Genomic DNA, 23,354 nt, shown 5'->3' with positions numbered 1-23,354 from the left:
CTTTATGCAGGTAAGTAAATCAATTATAACGTACTTTAATTGGGAATGCATACGTACTATTGGGATTTAGCTTGCGGTAGTGGAAGAATTTTCGTTATATTATAAATAGGAAGTTATCAATAAAAATAGAGGAAAAAATTTTTTATGAAGAATCCATATATCTACGGTTATTTACCATTAATTACAATTTTATTGTTTAGTTTGACATTTGGTATGTATGCAGTTGGAGAATCTTTACAGATTTTTCGAGCGATCGGTGTATATTCAGGAATGCGAGAATTTTTATCTGATGTTGAATTACGTGTATTTTTACTCATAGTGTTTGCAGTTGTTTTTTTTATGCTATTTTCAGCACTCAAACTAGTAGGAGAAACCATCCATGAGTTAGGAATGCTCTTTTTTTCAAAAGACAACGATGGAGCAACTGTTAGCCAAGCGCGAGGCGGCTATATTATTTTGTTTATTGGTGCCATGTGTTCAGCATTTGCCATCCAATTTATTTATGTGTTAATAGGAATTTTTGTCCTAACTGTTTTTACATATTTCATTTATCTTATTTACAAAATGAGTCATTTCATGTCAATGGGCGGCACAATCGGCCTATTAATCTTTGAACTATTTATGTGGACGATTCTATTAACATTCATCGTTTATGTTGTATTGAAACTATATAATGGTATTTTAGCAAGTCTTCCATTTGCCCACTAAATTGTAGGCAAAAAAACCATCGAGAGGCTCAATGAAGTGACCCCTAAAAGTTAGACACGGTTATTTCATTTAGGCAGCTTGGGTAAACTGAGTTCGGTATTGTACCGGACTCAGTTTTAATTTTGCCTTAATTCGTTTCGTGTTGTAATACGTTATATAGTTTTCGAGCTCCAATTTAAAATGCTCAATACTTTCAAACTCCTTTAAATAAAGGAATTCCGATTTCAAAATCCCAAAGAAATTCTCCATCACCGAGTTGTCATAACAGTTGCCTTTACGTGACATACTTTGCACAATGCCTTTTGATGCAAGCGCGTGACGGTATTGCTTCATTTGATAATGCCAGCCTTGATCGGAATGCATCAGTAATTGGCGTTCCTCTGGTAACTTCTCTAATGCTCTCTCCAACATTTCTGAAACAAGTGAATACGTTGGTCGATGACCAATTGTGTAAGTAATAATTTCTCCGTTAAATAAGTCTAGAACAGGAGATAAATAGAGTTTTTCACCAAACAATTTAAACTCCGAAATATCTGTTACCCACTTTTCATTAGGGGCTTCAGCTGTAAAATTGCGGTCTAAAATATTCGGTGCGATTTTACCGACTGCCCCTTTATATGATTTATACTTTTTCATTCTGACTATGCACTTTAAATTAAGTGTTTTCATGATACGTTGTACCTTCTTATGATTCACTCTTCGTCCACGATTTGCGAGTTCATCACGAATGCGACGGTATCCGTATCGGCCTTCATGTTCGTTATAGATGGATTGAATTTCGGCCTTTAAGTCGGTATCTGGATCTGGACGATTCAGTTTCTTCACTAAGTCATAATACGTACTACGTGGAATCTGTGCGAATGCGACAAGTGCCTTCACCAAGTATTTATGCCTTAATTCATAGATGACCTTTACTTTGTCTTCTTTGGTGATGTTTCCTTGGCTTGAACTAAGGCGTTCAACTTTTTTAAATACTCGTTTTCCATTTCAAGCTGCTTGATACGATCTTGAAGTGCTTCCGGTGAGCCTTCTACTGGTGTTTGTTGTGGTTGTTTATTGGTTTCTTTTTTCATGGATGGATGCCCCTTTTTCTTTGATTGAAGGGCATCGAATCCTTTTGTTTCAAACTGTTTTCGCCAATGAATAATGGACGATGGAGCTGCTATACCAAAGATAGCTGCTGTTTCTATTAAGGACGTACCGTGTTCAATCATGTAGTTTAGTACGTCTAGTTTAAACTGTGCTGTATAGTTTGTATACGATTTTATAAACGCTTTTACACCGTTATACTCATATTGTTTAGCCCAAATAAGAATTGCCTTATTATCTGTCCCGATCGATTTAGCAATTTCATGTGAACTTTCTTTGCCTTCTAAGTATCGTAAAGCTGCTTGTAATTTTTCCTCTGCAGTATATTTAGCCATTAAAAAAACTGCACCTCCAATTGTTAGATGTGTCTAACAATTGGGGTGCAGTTCACAAACTCGATGGTTTTTGTTATGTTCAAGTTACTATTTGGTGAATGACTACATGTTGTTCGAGCATAGGCAACTTCTTATTTTACCTGTCACGTCCAAGCTTTCCATTCATGGCAACAATGAAGTGCTTTATGTAGAAGTTGTTTAGAACGAAGGGCGGTGACTTCAGCGGGAAAAGTGGGAAAGTCGAGATTCTGGACTGAGCGGATGTTTTCTGGCGAAAGTGAAGCGGCAGCAACAAAGCAAAGGAAGCAGCTCCACCCCACCCCACCCGTAGTGGAAATCAATGGCTTACTTTATTCGAATGTAAATGAAAAAAGACTATAAGCAAACTCTCAACTTTTTCGAGTTTGTCTACAGTCTGAAGGGAGCAGAACATCTCTTTCTGCTCCCTTTTGCGATCATTACATCCAAACCACTATCTTACTCAAGTAAAACATTAAATAATTGATGATGAATTTTGTATTCTTCTAATTTTTGCATGGATTGAGGCTTATCATATCCAATCCATACGGCAGCTGTATAGGTATCATTAAGTCCGGCAAGCCAATAGTCTCGATAGTCATTCGTTGTCCCTGTTTTGGCACCAACATAGCTGCTATTACTGTAGACTCCCTGTCCCGTACCGTTCGCCACAACATCGGCAAGTAGCTCACGCATGTATTTTACTGTTTTAGGAGACCAAATTTGATCACGCTGTGTTTCCCAACTATAGAGTTCAGTTCCATCTAAAGCTGTAACTTTACGAATGCTATGGGCTAGAACATAAGATCCATCAATAAAGCTTGTATAGGCATCTGCTAGCTCTAATGCTGTTACACCGTAAGTAAGCCCGCCCAAGGAAGCAGCATAATTATGATCCTTTTCTACAATGGAGCGGAAATGGAAACGATCTAAATATTGAAATGCTGTATCAACGCCAACTGTCTGGAACAGCCGCAGTGCCGATGTATTGTAGCTATGTCGAAACGCAGTGCGCAGCGACACATCACCGTACTTGTAGCCCCCATAGTTTTGAGGGCAGAAGGATCCAACACAATAACTACCACCATTTACAATCGAATCAGGTGTATGTGTTGTTGTTTCAAAAAAAGGAGCATAGACAGCTAGTGGCTTAAAGGCGGAACCTGGCTGACGTGTTCCTTGAAATGCGCGATGATAATCAAACTTTTCATAGTTTTTTCCTGCATATAAGCTAACGATTTCTCTGGATTGGTTTTGAATAACAGCACCTGCTGCTTGCAATGAACCGGCACCCAAGGTAGCGGTCATTTGTTGCTCATCATGCTGCTGTTTTTGTGGATTCAATGCAGTGTTAATTATGAGTCCATTTTGAAATAATGTATCAAGTCGATTGTCTAATTGTGTCTTAATTTTTTTCTTTTCTTCCTCATTTTCTGTATTGTTAAGTCGATCCGCATAGCCTTCTTTTTCTGCAACTAACCATTTTAATTCTTGAAGAACGTAAGTGCCATACATAGGATAGCTTTGTATTTTATCCTTAATATGCAATGTAATAGATTCTGCTTTATAAGCCGTTGCATCTTCCTTTGTAATGCTACCTTTCACGGCAAGTGTATCTAATAAGCGTTCTTGACGTGCTTTAGTTTGATCAAAGTTTTTTAAAGGGTTATAAAGGGAGGGGTTGTTGGGAATCGCTGCAATAAAAGCAATTTCAGCTATTGATAATTGCTGAAGTGGCTTTTGAAAATAATAAGTTGCGGCTCCACCAATTCCGTAAACTTGATTGCTAAAATAGGATTCGTTAAGATACATCGTTAAAATTGCTTCTTTATCGAACTCTTTTTCTAATTCATAAGCATAAAAAAGTTCGGTTAATTTTCGTTCATATGTTTTTTCATCAGATAAATAACGCATCCGAACAAGCTGCTGTGTAATTGTACTGCCACCCTGTGAGCTAGTACTCGTATTTGAATTGGCGACTACTGCACGCATAATAGCACTTAAATCAAAGCCGATGTGTTCGTAAAAGTCGGCATCCTCACTTGCAATGAATATTTCCTGGGCAATTTGTGGAATTTCTTGTAATGTTAGTGGCTGCCGCCATTCGACATATTCTTCACTAAATGTTTGGCCATTTTGATCCTTAAGTGTTACAGGAAGCTGAGGTTGTACTTCAGGTAAATGAATAGCCTGTGTAATTTGTTCCTCATGTGCTTGTGCCGTATTGATTTCTGTTCGTATGTTTGTGCTAATCCACCATAAAACAGGTAAGGAAAGAAGTATAATAAAAAAACCAAAAGCCTTTTTCATGTGTGCCTCCACTCTTTCTATGAATCCTTCAACAGAATAACATATTTTGGATTGATTCCAAATACTCGGTCAGACCTATTTCTTTTATTTTGAGAAAGGAAGTTAAAAGTGCATAAATCGTCAATACTTTGATGAAGAAAACCAATCGGAAGTATGTTAGACTAAAATGAGGTCAAGAAGGATGAATTGTCATCTTTTTCATTGAAACTGAAAATTATCATTAAAGGAGAGACTTCCATGTTTCCACAATTAACAACAGACGTACAAGCAGGCGAAGTGCTTGTAGAAATGAACACAACATTAGGGGCAGTTAAAATTAAATTGTTCCCAGAGTTTGCACCAAAAACTGTTGAAAACTTTTTGGGTCATGCTAAATCAGGTTATTATAACGGCATCATTTTCCACCGAGTTATTCAAGACTTTATGATTCAAGGTGGTGACCCAACTGGAACAGGTATGGGCGGAGAGTCAATTTGGGGTGATTCTTTTGAAGATGAATTCTCAGATAAATTGTTTAACCTACGCGGTGCGCTATCAATGGCAAATGCCGGTCCAAACACAAATGGTTCTCAATTCTTTATCGTTCAGATGAAACATCTTCCAAGCGATATGCTTCGTCAATTACAAGGAGCAGGCTTCCCAGAGGAAATTATCGAAGCTTATGCACAAAATGGCGGTACACCTTGGTTAGATCATAAACATACTGTATTCGGTCATGTTGTAGAAGGAATGGATATTGTGGATAAAATTGCGGATGTAGAAAAAGATCCCCGTGATAAACCATTAGAAGATGTGAAAATTGAGTCAATTACAGTCTTTGAATAATAATTATAAGGACGTGTAGAGCATGGAAAACTTAATGTATCAATTTTTATATTTCCCTGAAGATAAATCAGGATATATTCCAGCAGCATTTGAATTTTTAATCATGCTTATTTTATGTATAATCGTGTTTACGCTTTTCCGTAAAATTTCTAAGAAACAGGAAATTAAGTCAAAGGAAATTGAAGCACGTATACTAGCAGAAAAGAAAAGTACAAACAACCAACAAAATGTCTAATTAAAAAGAATCTGCCTCTAATGGAGACAGATTCTTTTATTTAAATTTTTCTTTTAGAACGACGAACTATGTTTTGTAGAGTTTTGAAGGCATTGAAGCAAACGAGTACAATGGATAGGCCAATCCCGCTCATGGCTGTAATAAAAGCAACCCATTCGAACGGCGTATAGCTCCAAACACTATCTAGATCACTACTGTCCTTCCATTCTTCAATGACTAAATTCATTCCGTAAATACCGGATATAACCGTAAATACAGTTAAAATAAATAATAAATTATTACTTCGATTATCAGACTGATCTTCTTGTGTTCGATACAAGCTGTTCAATGTCGCTTTTGTTTCTACATAATGTTCATTGATACGGAAATGCTTTCGTAGCATTTGAGAAATTTCCCTACCTTCAGTCCGAACAACAACTTCTTCGAAATAATATCGTGCAGAAAACTTTGTGATTAGTTCGATTAATTCATTGACAATTTGTTTATCTTTTCCCCACTTTATTTCACTGTATTCATAGGAAAGCTTTAAGAGCATCATTTTATAAAAATAATGAATGAACAAATTATAATAGTGAGTCCCCATAAACTCTTGAATGCTATGTGAACAATGTTTAAATGCCTTATTTGTAAGTGTCATTTGCGCCTGCGCTGAGGAGATAATATAACTATTTGGTGCCCATCGTGTATGGGCGTGTTCCTGCACATAGTTTGAAATATACTTAGGATTTGTACTTGAAATAAAGGGTTTGCCATCAGGTGTTCTTCCATCTACTTGCCCTAATCGAAAAAGATGCTCAGGTAAAAGTTCTGCTTGTTCATCACAAATTAAATAGGCTGAGGAAAACATTCGTTCATCTTCAAAAAAGGGTAATCCTTCATAGCTATGGTCTTGGTGATGCTGTAAAAAAGGCTTTAAGAAGGGGATAAAATAGTTAAATAATAGTTCACTCGTAGAATCACATTGACCGAACGAGAAATGGTGACTTGCGCCCTTTTCCTCTCGCAGTTTTGCCTCCAGCACCCTAAAGTAATGAATGAAATTTAAAATATCGCTAATGTCATAAGGGTTGTCTATGCTTGTTCGTACAGTGACGATGCCATTGCCGAAAGGGCATAGCGTTACATCGATACTCATAAGCTCATAGTTTATACAATTTTCTTGATGGTGTAAGGCCCCTTGTGTATAAAATGCTTTTGAGAAACGAAGAAAGTCTGGGCTATCCATTTTGTTTGGAAATAATTTGTCTTCAAGAAAGGGATAAAAAAACTGGGCAAGTTCTTCATGGATGATTGTTATGTCTCCATAAAAGGCTTTTTCAAGAGTAGCATTGTTCAATTCAAAAAAAGAAAACTCTTCTTCTAAAAGGATATTACCAATCTTTTGCCGATCTTTTGTTTGGTAGGCGAAAGGAAATAAGAATGTCATATAGGCACGCTGAATTTTTAAAGGAACTAAGTCCATTGAAAACACCCCTTTTTCCATCCGATTGTTAAGAAACTTTTCCACATATTAAGGATTTTAAACATATAAAAAGAAGGAATCCTAAATAATCGGGATTCCTTCTCTTGTTTTTTATTGTTCAAACGCTTTTTTAAAGCGTTCTACGCCGTCTTGTACTGTTTCAAATGAACAAGCTACATTCATACGTAAGAAGCCTCGACCCTCTTCTCCGTATTTTGTCCCTGGCTCTAATGCTAGTTTACCAAATTCGAGAAGTTTGTTCATAATATCTTTTTCTTCAAGCTTAAGCTCTCTATAATCGATCCATATTAAATAAGTGGATTGTGGTTTAAAGATGCGAATGCCTTGAATCTGCTCTAACTCCTCTTTAACATAATCCATATTTGCTGAAATATACGGCAGCAATTCATCTAACCAAGGGGAGCCTTCCGTATATGCAGCTTGCAATGCTACAGAGGCAAAAGTATTTAATGAGCCTTGTCCACTTGCCATATTCACGGCTTCAAGCTGTAGACGTTTTTTCTTATCTGGCACAATCATATAAGAAACCTGAATACCTGCTAAATTAAATGTTTTAGTAGGAGCCATACACGTTATAATACGATTGATTTCATCGCCTGCTACTTTGGCAATAGGAATATGTTTTTCTCCATTTATCATTAAATCAGCATGAATCTCATCTGAAATAATAAGGACATCGTATTGAGCACAGAGTCGTACAATTTCCTTTAAAGTAGCTTCATCCCATACATAACCGCCAGGATTGTGAGGATTACATAATATGTAGGCTTTCACATTTTGAGCTAATGCCTGTTCAAAAGCTTTAAAATCAACGATAAATTTACCATCATTTTTTTCAACTAGTTGGCAGCTTACTACTTCGCGCCCATTGCTTTTTGGGATGTTAAAAAATGGTGGGTAAACAGGTGTAGATATAAGGACTTTATCTCCTGGATTAGTAAAGGCTACAATGCTATTTGCTAAGGCAGCAACAACACCATTACAGAATACGATGGAATCCTTGTCAATGTGCCAATCATGACGAGTATTTTGCCAGTCCACGATTGACTGTATCGCTTCCTCGCTAATAAAGCTATAACCAAAAATAGTGCGTTCAGCATGTTCCTGCAATGCTTTTGAAACGGCCGTTGGAGCAGCAAAATCCATATCAGCTACCCACATTGGCAGAATATCGGACGCATCGTTTAGTCCATAAACCATTTTCATTGCGTCCCATTTTACGGAGTTTGTACAACGTCGTTTGATAGTTTGATCAAAAATAGACAAGTAAATCACTCTTTTCTTTTTTATTTACTATGGTATCATACGATTATGATCAAAGGATAATAGGTGAGTATTTTGGAAAATGTAAAAATGAATCAAGCAGCTGTCCATCTGCTAGAGGAGTGGGATCCATTCCACTTAGGTCCAGACCATTATGATACGGAAACGGCAGATGTTGTAGCGGCATTGCAAGGAATCGATGATCCATCGACGCTTGCAAAAGTAATTCAAGAAACATATGAGCATTCGTTTGAGCAATGGATTCCTTTTGAAGATTGTGTATCCATCTCTTACAAACTGATTGCTATTAAATTTGAAGCAAAATGTATTATTTAAAATATTTTGCATATTTCCTATAAAAAAAGGGGTTGTCCTACGACAACCTCTTTTTTGCATTGTAATAATAGAGGTTCTATATGCTTATTTAAATATTGGTAAGATGCCCTGAATGAAAATAATTAATATAGCAATTGGGGACACATAACGAATTAACATGTACCAAATTGTAAACGTCCAATTAGATGCGGCTAGCTCTTTACGAGAAATATCTTTTGTATAATAATAACCTGTAAAAATTGATATTAGCAGAGCGCCAATAGGCATTCCGATATTGTTGGTCATAAAATCAACAAAATCAAAAATAGAACGGTCTAACATCTTCACATCTGATAGTATACCAAATGACAATGCACTAGGAATACCAACAATAAAGATAATGATGCCACCAATCCAGGCAATTTTTTTTCGTTTTTCTGGTTTATCTCCAATCGCAATTGCCACGACAATTTCTAACATAGAAATGGAAGATGTAACTGTGGCGAATAATAATAAAATAAAGAAAATGGTTAAGAATAGACCACCGAGAGGCAGTTGTTCGAAGACAGCCGGCAAAATAATGAATACAAGGCCAGGTCCTTGATCAGGCGTATAGCCAAGTGCGAATACTGCTGGGAAAATAACAAGGCCAGCAAGTAAAGAGATGATAATGTTCATGGATGCAACATTGATTGCTGAGTTACCAATCTTCTCTGTTTTTGATAGATATGAAGCATAGGTAATCATCACAGCAATACCAACACTTAATGAGAAAAATGCTTGTCCTAATGCCATTAAAAATGTTTCTGCATTCAAGTAAGACCAATCAGGCACAAACATAAATTTAACGCCTTCCATTGCACCATCCAATGTTAAAGAGCGTATGACTAATATAATGAAGAAAATAAATAGGAGCGGCATCATCCATGTGCTGGCTTTCTCAATGCCACCCTTAATGCCAGCTGACACAATGACTACTGTCAATATCATAAATAGCCCTTGCACAAGCACGGCTTCTAATGGACTCGAAATTATATGGCCAAATAAATCTGCGTAGTTGATGTTAGAACCTGCATTCGTTAGCTTAAACGTAAAGGCACGACCCAAATAGCTTAAAATCCAACCACCTACAACACTATAGAAAGATAAGATAAGGCCAGCAATGACCATACCACCCCAACCAATTAAATACCATGGCTTTCCTGGCGCTTGTTCTTTAAAGGATGTGACAGCATCCTTTTGTCCACGACGACCAATCATAAATTCTGCAATGAGTACTGGTAAGCCGATAAAGAATGTACATAAAATGAATAATAAAATAAAGACACTACCACCATTCGTACCAGCCATATAAGGGAATTTCCAAATGGCTCCTAGCCCTATAGCACTTCCGGCAGCAGCTAAAATAAACCCAATTTTAGTTGTAAATTGATCTCTCGATGACACAAAAATAAAGCCTCCTTGTACTAAAGTTTTATTTTACCGCAATATTTCCATAACACAAGCAAATATCTGAATATTGATTGGGGGGATTTCTACATTAAGAGCCAATTTATATAGCGTGTGGTGGAGTTTTAGTAAGGTTCCTCCTTTTAGAGTAAATAACATCCTTAATATGTAACAATTAGGGAGGTTCTGTCGTTCCATAAACAAAAGGAGGGGATTGCTTTGGAGGAGGCTGAATTAATAGCGAGGGCACAGCAAGGAGACAAAGAAGCCTATATCGATCTTATTCGAATTCATCAACAAACAGTTGAAAAGTTTGCCTTTCAGTGTGGCGTACATAGCAATGATTTAGCAGATGTTTCACAGGAGGTATTTGTTAAACTGTATCGCTTTTTACATCAATTTAAACAGGATCGATTTACAACGTGGCTTTATAAAATTACATTGAATGCTACACGTGATTATTATCGTAAGGAACAGAGAGAACTGGCAAAAGAGGACAAGCTTAATGCGCAAAGGCAAACTATTTTCCTCTCTGCTGAAGACGATGTTCTATTATTTGAAGAAGATAAACTCTTACACAATGCTATTCAAGCCCTAGATGAAAAATATAGGTACCCTATCGTACTGTATTATTTTCACGAGTTAAAATATGAAGAAATCGCAGAGGTTTTAAATATTTCATTATCAACGGTTAAGGTACGGTTATTACGTGCGAAAGAAAAGTTGAAGGCAGCATTAATGCAAGAGGGGAGTGTAGAAAATGGATGATAAACAATTTAATCAACGTATGGCACTACTGAAAAAATCCTATGAGCGAATGGAATCAGAGCTAGATCCACAACAAGTTATTCAGCAAGTTGAAAATGAGGATGCCATAAGGGAATCTCATGAAATCAATAATACGGTTCCAAAATCTTCAACAAAATGGCAAAAGCATGCTGTTTGGATTGCTAGCATCGCCAGTGTGTTATTAGTTGGAATTCTAATGTCGTCATATATGTTCCATCCGTCAACAGCCGTGCATTCAGATGAAGAAAAGATAGAAAGTAGCTATGAAGAATGGTTCTTGAGCTTACAAAAAAAGTATCTAGAAAAGCGCGAAAAAACACGTCAGGAGCTCAATATACCTGAGCAAGATTTTAGGAAACTATCGTTTATTGGAACAGCTGATAATAGATACAATGATAAAGCTAGAAATAAAAAACTAGTTGTTAATAGAATGATGGATAATCCAAAATATTTAGTGGAGCTGGAGCAAGAAATACTAGATAATTTGCAAACACCTCGGGAGCTGATAGAGCAACTCAACACATTTGAAAACTCTATGTCATATGAAGAATCTAGATATTTCTTTAGCAATTATTTCTACTCAACGAAAGATGTTCTGCAATATTATACAAATCAGCTTTCTCCGTATACGAGTGTACTAGCACAAAAAGAGAAAAATTACCCTAAAGAACTAAATCAATTAATCGCTACGGCTAAAAAACAGTATTTTGAGTTATCTAATGATGGGAATAACTTTAGCTTTAGAGCAAATCCTATTTTTCAGAAAAATTCACCAGCATATGCTGAACGTCTTCACTCTGATATATTAGGTCTTTTTAAATATTTGGCTACTGGCTCTTTATTGGAAGGTGAAAATTTACGGTTTTCTGCAGAAGAAACTGTTCGAATTTTAAAATTATACGAAAGAACTTTAATAATGGACCTATCAATAGCAGGACTTGATTTCCTATTACGGGATTTAAAGAAAGAATTCGAAAATACGTGGCTTGTACTTCTAAAAGGTACTAAAGACATGAGTAGATATTCGCCCGAACATATCGAGTTTTTAACTGCAGCTGCAAATGGAAAGTATGGAGAATCGATGCGCTTGACCGCTCAATTTATAGTTGAAGAATATAACGCAAATAAACAATCAAAAACATTAGACATACTTACAACAAAGGATATCTGGTTGGAGTTGTTAAATTTACGAGACAAAGTTTATATAGAAACAGAAGACGGCTCAGCAGGTTTACGTATTGATTTCCGATGGATTTACCAAACGGAAGCACTATACAATTCCTATATAACAAGCAAAGATGATACCATCCTAGATTCATTAAACCCAATGAACGTCGTTAGCCTATTCTTATATGCACACGGAAAAGGTGATCAAGAAACAGCTAAACGGTTATTGTCTCAAGAAGTAGATTTGAGTAAAATGGTTCAATTTGAGGGTATGGAACATTTTACAATTCTTTATGCAACAGATGCTTCTCAAACAACCATTAAAGCGGGTGTTAAGCCAGAATCAGTTCAACTGATTGGTCAGCATTTAACCTTCCAGTTAGGTACAGCGACTACAGGAAAAGGTGAAAAACGTTGCATCATTACAGCCATTTCTGAGTAAGGAGATTTTTTGCCCCGATTTTACACGTATGTTATAATTTAACCGATATATACGTAGCAAACCAAAAGAAAGTGGGCAAAGGTTATGGTAAAAAAATATGAATTAGGAGACGTGTTGACCGGAAAAGTTACAGGTATTCAACCATACGGTGCATTTGTTGCATTAGATGACAATACGCAAGGCCTTGTGCATATTTCGGAAATAACATACGGCTTTGTAAAGGACGTTAGTGAATTTTTAGCTGTTGGGCAAGAAGTAGAGGTCAAGATACTTGAAATCGATGAAGAGGCCGAAAAAATTAGTTTATCGATGAGAGCGCTACAGGAACGCCCGGCAACAGTAAGAAAAAAAGAAGCACCACCACGAAAATCATTGCAAGACCGTGTAGATGAATCGGATGCAAATGGTTTTAATTCCTTAAAAGATAAATTACAGGACTGGATTGAACAATCTGGACAATAAAAAACGAGGATACTTTCAGAGTGAAGGTATCCTCGTTTTTATGTTATTGCTTTTTTATTTTTCGGATTCGGTATTGAAGGTTTTGTCTACTCATTCCAAGTGCATTCGCTGCTTTTGTAATATTGCCCTCATATAAATTTAAGACATTTTGCACATAATATGATTCGGCTTCGCGCAAATAAGCATCTAATGGCATGACATCATGATTTTGATGGAACATAAAGAATTCTGGTTCACGATTGTTGGTATCTTGCTGCTGTACCTTAAAGCGAAAATGCAGCGGCAATAAATCAGAGGTTACGGTAGACTCTATCGTCATAAATGAAACAATTTCATCCAATAGTAACTCGAGTTCCTTTAAATTGCCAGGCCAATCATATTGTAAGAATAATTCCTGTACATCTGGCGCTAGCTCTGTAACCTGTGAAGCAAATCGTTCTCGATGACGGCTAAAATAATCATCCACAAATGGAAGAATATCTTCTTTTCGATCAGTTAAATGGGGAATAGTAATAGCCATCGTTGCAAAGAAATAATAAAGGGATTTGGACAGCTTTTTTTCAGCAATTAATGTAATCGGGTCGCTACCTACACTACCAATTAACATATACTTGGACTGCGGTAGGGATTGGAGTATATCTAATAATTGCTCTTGAATGTCTAAGCTCAAAAAATCAATGCGCTCAAAGAAAAAGGTATAGTCTTTATCTTCTTCTAAAAGCTGATTTAATTTGTCAAGCACCGATTGAGCGGAACGACGACTAACGAGAGTCATAAAGGCTTCAGGATCTGGTGAAGCGGCGTGGTGAATACCTTCAGCCACTAAATCCTTGCCTGTCCCAGATTCCCCAATTAATAATACTGGTAATTTTACAGCCGCTGCTTTTTTAGCATTTTCGATGACCTGCTTCATTGCTTCAGATTCAGCTTTTATCATGTCGAACGTCAAAGGCTCATCATAACGACGAAGGGGTTGATAAACAAGTTTTTCTAATGATGTAATATCACGCGCAAATTCTATTGCCCCAATCAGTTTTCCTTCTACAATAAGTGGAAAAGTATCATTAATGGTTGTAATTTCATGGCCATTTTTATTCCAATAGGATTGTTTGACATTAATTTCTTTCTTTCCTGTTTGTAATACACGCATTAATGTACTTTCGTGCTGACGGAAGGAAAACATTTCAATAATCGAACGATCCGCAAGTTCATCAAAATGGAATCCTTCAATTTCTTTCATTTTTGTATTATAAATAATCGTCTTGCCGGATAGGTCTACTGCATGAATACCAACGGATACATTTGTTGCAATAAACTCATAAAAAGGTAGTAAAGGTTCAGAATTTTTCATAAAAATGTGCACCTCAAAAATTTTTTACTTGAAATATGCAACGAAATTTTGCATTATAATAAGTGTAAGAATATTTTATACGCAAAGATATTTTGCGTCAATGTTTTTTGCATACCCAAATATATCTCACAAGGGAGGATTAAGTATGATTCCATACAAACACGAACCATTCACAGATTTTTCACAAGAGGCAAACTACAATGCTTATGTAGAGGCTTTAAATAAAGTTGAAGGTTACTTAGGGCAAGACTACCCACTTATTATTGGTGGCGAGCGTATTACAACTGAAGATAAAATCGTTTCGTACAATCCTGCAAAGAAAACAGAAGTTATTGGCCGTGTGTCAAAAGCGAGCAAAGATTTAGCTGAAAAAGCTATGCAAGCAGCAGATGAAACATTCAAAACTTGGAAAAAGGTAGATCCAGCTATTCGTGCTGATGTTCTTTTCAAAGCAGCCGCTATTATTCGTCGTCGTAAACACGAATTCTCAGCATTATTAACAAAAGAAGCAGGGAAACCATGGGCTGAGGCTGATGCAGATACAGCAGAAGCAATCGACTTCTTAGAATACTATGGTCGCCAAATGCTACGTATTAAAAACGGTCAACCAGTAGAAAGCCGTCCAGGTGAATACAACCGTTACGACTATATTCCACTTGGAATTGGTATCGTTATCTCACCTTGGAACTTCCCATTTGCGATCATGGCTGGTACAACAGTAGCTGCTTTAGTAACAGGTAACACAGTATTACTAAAACCAGCTTCTACAACACCAGTAGTGGCGTATAAATTTATCGAAGTATTAGAAGAAGCAGGTCTTCCAGCAGGAGCTGTTAACTTTGTACCAGGTTCAGGTGCTGAAGTGGGCGACTACTTAGTTGATCACCCAAAAACTCGTTTTATCAGCTTCACAGGTTCTCGTGATGTTGGCTTACGTATTAACCAACGTGCGTCTGTCCTAAATGATGGTCAAATTTGGATCAAACGAGTGATCGCTGAAATGGGCGGTAAAGATACAATCGTTGTCGATAAAGAAGCAGATCTTGAATTAGCTGCACAATCGATCGTGAAATCAGCATTTGGTTTCTCAGGTCAAAAATGTTCAGCATGTTCTCGTGCTGTTATCGTAGAAGATGTGTATGACCAAGTGGTGAACCGTGTAGAAGAGTTAACAAATGCTTTAACAGTTGGAGATCCAACAGATTTCAGCAACTTCATGGCAACGGTTATTGATCAAGCGGCATTCAATAAAATTACGGAATACATCGAAATCGGTAAAGGCGAAGGTCGTCTAGTAGCTGGTGGTACAGCTGATGATTCAGTAGGTTATTTCGTACAACCAACCGTATTCGCTGACGTAGAGCCTTCTGCACGAATTATGAAAGAAGAAATCTTCGGACCAGTAGTCGCGATCGCAAAAGCAAAAGATTTCGATCATGCGATTGAAATTGCTAACGATACAGAATACGGTTTAACAGGTGCTGTCATTACGACAAACCGCGTAAACTTAGAAAAAGCACGTGAAGAATTCCATGTTGGAAACCTTTACTTCAACCGTGGCTGTACAGGTGCGATTGTTGGCTACCAACCATTTGGTGGTTTCAACATGTCAGGTACAGACTCAAAAGCTGGTGGCCCAGACTACCTACAACTTCACATGCAAGCAAAAACAACTTCAGAAATGCTTTAATTTTACATCGATGTTAGGGCTATTTTAATAAGTAGTAATTGAAGCATTGTGACAAAATTTGTGAAACTTCTCCAAGTAATACTATCGCTGGCTAAAACAGTAGCCACTAATGAGGTAGTATACTTGGGGTGAGTTTGCAAGTTGATCGTTTGAATTGTTGCTAAATTCTTAATTATTCTACTTACAGAAATACATAGTCCTTTCTTGCATAGATTTTTTATCATCATTTAGTAAGGAGAGAATAGAATATGACAAAAACTCAACAAGTTATTGAACAAACACAAAATTATGGTGCAGCAAACTATCATCCACTGCCAATCGTAATTTCAGAGGCTGAGGGTGCTTGGGTTAAAGATCCAGAAGGTAACAAATATTTAGATATGTTATCAGCTTATTCAGCTGTAAACCAAGGACATCGTCACCCAAAAATTATCGCTGCTTTAAAAGAGCAAGCTGATAAAGTAACACTTACTTCACGTGCATTTTACAGTGAAAACCTTGGTGAATGGTATGAGCTAGTAGGAAAGTTAACAAATAAAGAAATGGTATTACCAATGAATACTGGTGCTGAAGCAGTAGAGACTGCATTTAAAGCAGCTCGTCGTTGGGCATATGATGTAAAAGGCGTAGAAGAAGGCAAGGCAGAAGTGATTGCATGTAATGGTAACTTCCATGGTCGTACAATGCTTGCTGTATCTCTTTCTTCTGATGAAGAATACCGTCGTGGGTTCGGTCCAATGTTACCAAACGTTAAATTAGTAGACTACGGTAATCTTGAAGCATTAAAAGCAGCTATTACACCAAACACAGCAGCATTCTTAATTGAACCAATTCAAGGTGAAGCTGGTATTGTTATCCCAACAGAGGGCTTCCTAAAAGCTGCTCGCGAACTTTGCCGTGAAAACAACGTATTATTCATTGCTGACGAAATCCAAGCAGGTTTAGCACGTACTGGTAAAATGTTTGCCTGTGATTGGGAAGAAGTAGAACCGGATATGTATATCTTAGGTAAAGCATTAGGTGGCGGTGTATTCCCAATTTCTTGTGTAGCTGCAAACCGTAATATTCTAGGTGTATTCAACCCAGGTTCACACGGATCAACTTTCGGTGGAAATCCTTTAGCTTGTGCAGTTTCAATTGCATCTATTAAAGTATTATTAGATGAAAAATTAGCTGAACGTTCACATGAACTTGGTGAATACTTCAAAGGTAAGTTAAGAGAAATTAACAACCCAGTTATTAAAGAAGTACGTGGTCGTGGTTTATTTATTGGTATGGAATTAACAGAGGCAGCTCGTCCATACTGTGAAAAGCTAAAAGAATTAGGTTTATTATGTAAAGAAACACATGATACAGTTATTCGTTTTGCTCCACCACTTGTTATTTCGCAAGAGGATTTAGATTGGTCAATCGAACAAATTGAAAAAGTATTTAATCTTTAACAAAATGTTCACATTTTAATTCGGAAGTATGTTACAATGATGCCGATATACTATCATTAAATAAAACAAAGAGGCGATTTAATAATGTCTGAAAACTTAAATCTTTTCACATCAACACAAGATGTCATTCAAGATGCTCTAAACAAACTTGGCTATGATGAAGCAATGTATGAATTACTAAAAGAACCGCTTCGCATGCTACAAGTACGTATCCCGGTGAAAATGGATGATGGTACAACAAAAGTATTTACTGGTTACCGTGCACAACATAACGATGCTGTAGGACCAACTAAAGGTGGGGTTCGTTTCCATCCACAAGTGTCTGAGGAGGAAGTTAAAGCGCTTTCAATGTGGATGACATTGAAATGTGGTATTGTCGATCTACCATATGGTGGTGGTAAAGGCGGTGTCATCTGTGATCCTCGTCAAATGTCTATGGGCGAAATCGAGCGCTTAAGTCGTGGTTATGTACGTGCTGTAAGTCAAATCGTAGGACCAACAAAAGATATTCCTGCGCCAGACGTATTTACAAATGCACAAATTATGGCATGGATGATGGATGAATATAGTCGTATGGATGAATTCAACTCTCCAGGCTTTATCACAGGTAAGCCACTAGTTCTTGGTGGTTCACAAGGTCGCGACCGTGCGACAGCACAAGGTGTTACAATTGTAATCGAAGAAGCAGCGAAAAAACGCGGTATTGATATTAAAGGTGCGCGTATTGTTATTCAAGGATTTGGTAACGCAGGTAGCTTCCTTGCGAAGTTTATGCATGATTTAGGTGCAAAGGTAATCGGTATTTCGGATGCTTATGGTGCACTTCATGATCCAGAAGGTTTAGATATCGACTACTTATTAGATCGTCGTGATAGCTTTGGTACTGTAACAACTTTATTTGAAAACACAATTTCAAATAAAGAATTATTAGAACTTGACTGTGATATTTTAGTACCTGCTGCAATTGAGAACCAAATTACTGCTGACAATGCACACAATATTAAAGCTAATATCGTAGTAGAAGCAGCGAATGGTCCAACAACTGCTGAAGCAACTAAAATCTTGACAGAACGTGGCATTTTACTTGTACCAGACGTATTAGCATCTGCTGGTGGTGTTACAGTTTCTTACTTTGAATGGGTACAAAATAACCAAGGTTATTATTGGACGGAAGAAGAAGTTGAAGAACGTCTATACAAAAAAATGGTTGAAGCATTTGATAATGTTTATACAACAGCTACAACACGTAACATTAACATGCGCTTAGCAGCTTATATGGTAGGTGTTCGCCGCACTGCAGAAGCTTCACGCTTCCGTGGATGGGTTTAAGAATAAGTTCAATTTACAACGAGTTTCTCCTATTTTAATGGGAGGACTCGTTTTTTTCATCTCTTTAGAAATCTAAGAGTGCAATCCATTTACTTAACCCTTCAATAAATCGTCCAAACAGAATCTAATTAAACTGTTTTGCTGATACAACCCCAAACGTTTATCTTTGCTTTCTTAAACAGAAATATGAGAAAATCCAACTAGAAAGGGGCGAATTAAATGGATTCATTTACATTTTATAACCCAGTGAAACTACACTTTGGTGAAGATGCGCTGGAAAAGTTACCGAAGGAATTAGAGCAGTATGGAAAAAAAGTATTGGTTGTATATGGTGGCGGTAGCATCAAGACGAATGGTGTCTACGACGCTGTTATTGACAAATTACAGCAAGCAGATAAAACAATTTTTGAATTAAGTGGTGTAGAACCTAATCCGCGTGTGGAAACAGCTAGACGTGGTATTGAAATTTGTAAAACAGAAACAATCGACTTAGTTCTTGCAGTTGGTGGTGGTTCTGTTATCGATTGCTCCAAATTAATTGTTGCTGGTGCAAAATATGATGGGGATGCTTGGGATATCGTTAAACGCAAGGTATTTGTAGAACAAGCTTTACCATTAGGAACTGTATTAACATTAGCCGCTACGGGTTCTGAAATGAACTCTGGATCTGTTATTACTAATGCTGCTACAGAAGAAAAATTAAGCTGGGGTAGCCCTGCAGCATTCCCGAAATTTTCAATCTTGAATCCTGCGTATACGGTGTCTGTACCTAAAAATCATACGGTTTACGGAATCGTTGATATGATGTCACATGTATTCGAACAGTATTTCCATAATACAACGAATACACCAATCACTGATGAAATGTGTGAAGGTGTATTACGTACGGTTATTACGACAGCACCTCAATTATTAGAGGATCTAGAGAATACACAGTTACGTGAAACAATTCTATTAGCAGGAACGATTGGATTAAATGGATTCTTATCAATCGGATCTCGTGGGGATTGGGCATCACATAATATTGAGCATGCTGTATCGGCGGTATATGATATTCCGCATGCAGGTGGTTTAGCTATTTTACAGCCTCATTGGATGCGTTTAAGTGTGCCGGTGAATCCTGAACGCTTTGCGGGGATAGCAACACGAGTATTCGGGGTGGATGCAAAAGGCAAAACGGTAGAAGAGGTTGCTTATGAAGGGATAGATCGCTTATCAGCATTTTGGTCATCGTTAGGGGCACCGAATCGTTTAGCCGATTATAATATCGATGATTCGAAATTCCAACAGATTGTAGAGCATGCAATGCATAATGGTCCTTTTGGAAACTTCCATCAGTTACAAGAAAAAGATGTACGTACAATTTTACAAAATTCTCTTTAAAATAATGATTGAGTGTGAGGCTGTGTAGTTAGCCTCACACTTTTTTATTGAAGGTTAAAAAAAATTAACGAATCATGTTGGATTTTGTCGTAGAAGTTTCTTAAGACCTACAATATAATGAAATAGTTAGATATTTAAATGAGTGTAATGATTAATTTCATTAAGAAAAGTGAAAAAAGTCATAATTTTAATCAAAATATTCAACTTAAATTGGATATTTTAATACATATTAGACTTGTGATTGCTAGAGAAATGATGGTATTTGTCGCAATAGCTCCATTAATTGTTCAGAAACTGTTTAGCCACCTTTATTAAAATAATGACTTAAACAAAGAGGTGAGGGATCGAATGTTGAAGCAATTGCTTAAGGATCGTGTGGTTACATTAAGTTGTAAAGAGATACCATTTCAGCAGCATGTTCATAAAATACAAAATTGTGTAGAAGTTTTGGGAATTGAAACAAGATCAATACAAATTGAAAATGATAACATTGTTACGGGTTACATTGTTGATCAAAGTATTTTCTTTAAGAGTTTACGTTTTGGGCAAACGAACATTACTTTTTCGGATGGTGTAAATAAAGCAAGTGGACATTTATTTGTCCGTCCTTCTGGGGAAATTGTGATAGAGGTAAAACCTTATTTAGGAGATGCTGAAATTGTTCCGGTTTATTTTCGAACAATATTAGCAGATACAGTTATCGCAATTGATTTAAAAGGTGCTTTAAAGCATTATTTGGTAGCCCATCAATACATGAATCGTGAAGATTCAATTTATGAAGTGCATTATCAATCCATGCACCCTAACGTATTAAAAGATTCTTTTGCTGGTCATTTTGTTTTAGGTTGTCATGTGGATGGTAGAGATATTCTAAATGCCCAAGAATATGCTTTAGCCAATCGACAAGCTACTTTAATATTTTCAGAAATAGTCATTCAACAAAATGGTACAAAGAAGACTGTTGTTAGTAATCAATTCCTAACATTTATGATAACCAATCAAATCTTTGTAAGCTACGAGTCCATCCCTGACAATCTAAGGGAAACTAATTTTGATCGGGATCATTTAATATCAGTTTAACAAAAAGCCAATTGCCTGAAACAAGGCAATTGGCTTTATAGCTTCTAGATTTAATGTTCAGGTCTTTCGCCAAGATGTGTCCAGCTAGCTTTTCCGTCATCTTCATCAAATAAAATGGCAACCTTCGATACACCTTTCTGACTTAAAATAACTTCAGTTAAATGATCCCGAACATCATCTAAAAAAGCTAAGGATAGTTTAGGGTCAGCTTCTGCCACTAACTCAACATGTAAAAATTCCCCTTCTTTAATGACTTCAAGGCGTACAATATCTTTAATATTTGGATCATCCATCACAAGATGGGCGATATGATTTAACATTTCTTCATCTGTCTCACCGATTACACCTCTAGCATTGTCTAAGAATACTTTACCAACAACATAAAACATCATTGCTCCAATAATCATGGAAACAAGACCTTCTATTCTAGTCCAACCTGTAAAATGAGCGATAACAATAGCAACGAAGGCCAAAATATTTCCGCTTGTAGCGACTAAATCTTCCATAAAAACTAATTTAGTCGCAGGCTTTGCGCGATTTAAATAATTGAAAGCTTTTGGGATAGATGTAATACCTGCTTTTTCCTGTCCAGCTTCATGTAATACTTCTACTGCTGCTTTAGCAAGTACTGTGCCCTCTAAAACAATACCTATAAATAAAACTCCAAGTGCGATTAGTACCCCACTTGATTCACCAGTAGGGTGGATAAAATGATGCCATCCTTCTTTGATTGTTTCATAGGAAAGAATTGCTACAATAATAACTGCAAATAAGCATACTAAATTGACAATACGGCCGAAGCCGCTAGGGAATTTCTTTGTAGGTGCTTTTTTCGATAGAGCGGAGCCTATATACACGAACAATTGGTTAGCTGCATCTCCAAGTGAATGCATCATTTCTGCGAACATAGCCACATTACCTGTTAAGAAAAAGGCAATGCCTTTAATAATACCTAAAAAGGCATTGACACAAGCCGCCATCAGGGAAGGTTTGTTACCATCCTTTAGTAGTTTAAATAATTCTGCCATAAAAATCCTCCAACTAGTTTAAAATTTCCATTTCGATTTTTTCAATATATGATAATGTTCTTAATGAACGGTAAAACGACAGTAAATTATCAGAAACAATTAAGGATAAACGTAAATCCAACTCATGTAAAACATTATCATTTTTTAAAGGTACATCTTTAATACGGATGTTTTCGATGATGATATTGTTGTTTTTAAGGAATAATAGAAAAGATTCCGTATGTTTGTCATCATCAATTTGAACCTTTAGTAAAATCTCTCTCATGCGAATACGTTTTGGTCCAATTTTCATTAGGAAAGGAGAGAGAATTTCAATTCCGAAAACGATGATAATGACAGCTAACGTTGCATCCATATAAAAACCAGCGCCTACAGCGATTCCGATGCCAGCAGCTCCCCATATCATGGCTGCAGTCGTTAAACCAGAGATGCTATCATTGCCGCGTCTTAAAATTACGCCTGCTCCTAGAAATCCAATCCCACTGACAATTTGGGCTGCTAAGCGAAGGGGATCCATTGTAATATTTATATCTTCTCTAGAAGGGGTGGAGTAAGCTGTTTCAATGGAAATAATGGTTAGCAAACAGCTGAATGTTGCTATGACCAAACTTGTCTTTAATCCAACTGGTTTCTTCTTTAATTCCCTTTCAATTCCGATTACTAAACTTAATGTGGCTGCTAAAACTAATTTTATGCCAACTTCATATGTAATCATATTTTCCAATAATGTTCCCATACACGACCCTCCATAGATATTTCGCATTGCTAAGAGATATGCAACCAGTCATTATTATATGTGTATTACTTTTTTGTATTGTACAACATGGAAGTAAGGAAATATATGTGTTTTATTTTATAAGGATCTAAAATTCATCAATACATCCATTTCGTAACTGATATCACTTTGATTTTAGGTCGGTTATATATGTAAAATAAGTATCTGTGGAAGCGGATATCATTGCATTTTTCCGTATGCTCTTTTCTAATTTGATGATGGCGACTCTGTTTTTAGGGGAATGGAAAAAGGGTTAATGATATTAGGGAATGAGATTAGAGCTCTTCTCTATTAATAGGGGAAAATAAGAGATTAATTATAAGGAAAGTTTTTAATCGCATTTTCAATAAAGAATGCTGATCGGATTCGGAAACCTAATTGCGCAC

General features: G+C 36.7%; 20 protein-coding genes. 12 read left to right on the top strand and 8 right to left on the bottom strand.

All coding sequences use genetic code 11. The features are described 5' to 3' along the window. Positions 1-144 precede the first annotated feature (144 nt). Entirely contained in the window at positions 145-708 is a 564-nt protein-coding gene (locus tag MKY88_RS18940) for a DUF5366 family protein (RefSeq protein ID WP_069482446.1), read from the top strand. Positions 709-777: 69 nt separating this feature from the next. Here MKY88_RS18940 and MKY88_RS18935 read toward each other — a convergent pair. Both MKY88_RS18935 and MKY88_RS18930 read right to left on the bottom strand, forming a co-directional pair. Next, positions 778-2,132, bottom strand: a protein-coding gene (locus tag MKY88_RS18935; protein ID WP_156314004.1) for an IS3 family transposase whose coding sequence is annotated in 2 segments (ribosomal slippage) — positions 778-1,679 and positions 1,679-2,132 — 1,356 coding nt in all. Because the reading frame shifts where the segments join, the coding sequence is not laid out codon by codon here. 477 nt (positions 2,133-2,609) lie between these two features. Then, positions 2,610-4,460 (bottom strand): transglycosylase domain-containing protein, encoded by a 1,851-nt coding sequence (locus MKY88_RS18930; protein ID WP_328201104.1) that lies wholly within the window; start codon positions 4,458-4,460, stop codon positions 2,610-2,612. A 237-nt stretch (positions 4,461-4,697) separates the two neighbouring features. Here MKY88_RS18930 and MKY88_RS18925 point away from each other — a divergent pair, with 237 nt between their 5' ends. Both MKY88_RS18925 and MKY88_RS18920 read left to right on the top strand, forming a co-directional pair. After that, positions 4,698-5,285: a peptidylprolyl isomerase gene (locus MKY88_RS18925; RefSeq protein WP_012292385.1), complete on the top strand. Its 588-nt coding sequence runs from the start codon at positions 4,698-4,700 to the stop codon at positions 5,283-5,285. A 22-nt stretch (positions 5,286-5,307) separates the two neighbouring features. Further along, on the top strand, positions 5,308-5,520 hold the full coding sequence (locus MKY88_RS18920) for a hypothetical protein (protein ID WP_340814424.1): 213 nt from the start codon (positions 5,308-5,310) through the stop codon (positions 5,518-5,520). 40 nt (positions 5,521-5,560) lie between these two features. Here the strand turns inward: MKY88_RS18920 and MKY88_RS18915 are convergent, their stop codons facing one another. Further along, positions 5,561-6,982: a hypothetical protein gene (locus MKY88_RS18915; RefSeq protein ID WP_069482442.1), complete on the bottom strand. Its 1,422-nt coding sequence runs from the start codon at positions 6,980-6,982 to the stop codon at positions 5,561-5,563. Positions 6,983-7,093: 111 nt separating this feature from the next. Next, on the bottom strand, positions 7,094-8,269 hold the full coding sequence (locus tag MKY88_RS18910; protein WP_340814423.1) for a MalY/PatB family protein: 1,176 nt from the start codon (positions 8,267-8,269) through the stop codon (positions 7,094-7,096). Between the two features lie 72 nt (positions 8,270-8,341). Between MKY88_RS18910 and MKY88_RS18905 the strand changes: the two genes are divergently transcribed. Next, positions 8,342-8,602 (top strand): DUF1871 family protein, encoded by a 261-nt coding sequence (locus tag MKY88_RS18905; RefSeq protein ID WP_083244733.1) that lies wholly within the window; start codon positions 8,342-8,344, stop codon positions 8,600-8,602. Positions 8,603-8,686: 84 nt separating this feature from the next. Here MKY88_RS18905 and MKY88_RS18900 read toward each other — a convergent pair whose 3' ends face one another. After that, on the bottom strand, positions 8,687-10,027 hold the full coding sequence (locus MKY88_RS18900; protein ID WP_340814420.1) for a sodium-dependent transporter: 1,341 nt from the start codon (positions 10,025-10,027) through the stop codon (positions 8,687-8,689). Between the two features lie 222 nt (positions 10,028-10,249). On the opposite strand from MKY88_RS18900, the gene MKY88_RS18895 reads away from it, so the two are divergent. The 3 genes from MKY88_RS18895 to yugI all read left to right on the top strand — a co-directional run bounded on the left by MKY88_RS18895 (position 10,250) and on the right by yugI (position 12,890). Next, positions 10,250-10,798, top strand: a complete 549-nt coding sequence (locus MKY88_RS18895) for an RNA polymerase sigma factor (protein ID WP_069482439.1) — start codon at positions 10,250-10,252, stop codon at positions 10,796-10,798. Continuing rightward, positions 10,791-12,428 (top strand): hypothetical protein, encoded by a 1,638-nt coding sequence (locus tag MKY88_RS18890; protein WP_340814418.1) that lies wholly within the window; start codon positions 10,791-10,793, stop codon positions 12,426-12,428. Before MKY88_RS18895 ends, MKY88_RS18890 begins: the two co-directional genes overlap by 8 nt. Positions 12,429-12,512: 84 nt before the next feature. Continuing rightward, positions 12,513-12,890 carry a S1 domain-containing post-transcriptional regulator GSP13 gene (gene yugI, locus MKY88_RS18885; RefSeq protein WP_008178152.1) on the top strand — a complete coding sequence of 126 codons (378 nt, stop codon included), beginning with the start codon at positions 12,513-12,515 and terminating at the stop codon, positions 12,888-12,890. 43 nt (positions 12,891-12,933) lie between these two features. Here the strand turns inward: yugI and MKY88_RS18880 are convergent, their stop codons facing one another. Next, positions 12,934-14,241 carry a sigma 54-interacting transcriptional regulator gene (locus MKY88_RS18880; protein WP_069482437.1) on the bottom strand — a complete coding sequence of 436 codons (1,308 nt, stop codon included), beginning with the start codon at positions 14,239-14,241 and terminating at the stop codon, positions 12,934-12,936. A gap of 145 nt (positions 14,242-14,386) precedes the next feature. Here MKY88_RS18880 and pruA point away from each other — a divergent pair, with 145 nt between their 5' ends. The 5 genes from pruA to MKY88_RS18855 all read left to right on the top strand — a co-directional run bounded on the left by pruA (position 14,387) and on the right by MKY88_RS18855 (position 21,165). Beyond that, a complete protein-coding gene (gene pruA / locus MKY88_RS18875; RefSeq protein WP_069480049.1) occupies positions 14,387-15,931 on the top strand; it encodes an L-glutamate gamma-semialdehyde dehydrogenase in 1,545 nt (514 codons plus the stop codon). Between the two features lie 248 nt (positions 15,932-16,179). Next, positions 16,180-17,373 (top strand): ornithine--oxo-acid transaminase, encoded by a 1,194-nt coding sequence (locus tag MKY88_RS18870; RefSeq protein ID WP_008178160.1) that lies wholly within the window; start codon positions 16,180-16,182, stop codon positions 17,371-17,373. Between the two features lie 84 nt (positions 17,374-17,457). Continuing rightward, a complete protein-coding gene (locus MKY88_RS18865; RefSeq protein ID WP_008178162.1) occupies positions 17,458-18,702 on the top strand; it encodes a Glu/Leu/Phe/Val family dehydrogenase in 1,245 nt (414 codons plus the stop codon). Positions 18,703-18,921: 219 nt separating this feature from the next. Beyond that, entirely contained in the window at positions 18,922-20,085 is a 1,164-nt protein-coding gene (locus tag MKY88_RS18860) for an iron-containing alcohol dehydrogenase (protein WP_069482436.1), read from the top strand. Positions 20,086-20,433: 348 nt separating this feature from the next. Further along, on the top strand, positions 20,434-21,165 hold the full coding sequence (locus MKY88_RS18855) for a hypothetical protein (protein WP_340814416.1): 732 nt from the start codon (positions 20,434-20,436) through the stop codon (positions 21,163-21,165). A 50-nt stretch (positions 21,166-21,215) separates the two neighbouring features. On the opposite strand, the gene MKY88_RS18850 is transcribed toward MKY88_RS18855, so the two are convergent. Both MKY88_RS18850 and MKY88_RS18845 read right to left on the bottom strand, forming a co-directional pair. Further along, positions 21,216-22,193 carry a cation diffusion facilitator family transporter gene (locus tag MKY88_RS18850; protein ID WP_193834102.1) on the bottom strand — a complete coding sequence of 326 codons (978 nt, stop codon included), beginning with the start codon at positions 22,191-22,193 and terminating at the stop codon, positions 21,216-21,218. Positions 22,194-22,206: 13 nt separating this feature from the next. Beyond that, positions 22,207-22,929 carry an MgtC/SapB family protein gene (locus MKY88_RS18845; protein WP_008178169.1) on the bottom strand — a complete coding sequence of 241 codons (723 nt, stop codon included), beginning with the start codon at positions 22,927-22,929 and terminating at the stop codon, positions 22,207-22,209. Positions 22,930-23,354 lie beyond the last annotated feature (425 nt).

The organism is Lysinibacillus sp. FSL R7-0073, from assembly GCF_038009065.1.
In the GTDB taxonomy this organism is placed as follows: Bacteria; Bacillota; Bacilli; order Bacillales_A; family Planococcaceae; genus Lysinibacillus; species Lysinibacillus fusiformis.
This window is presented reverse-complemented; position numbering and strand designations above follow the sequence as displayed.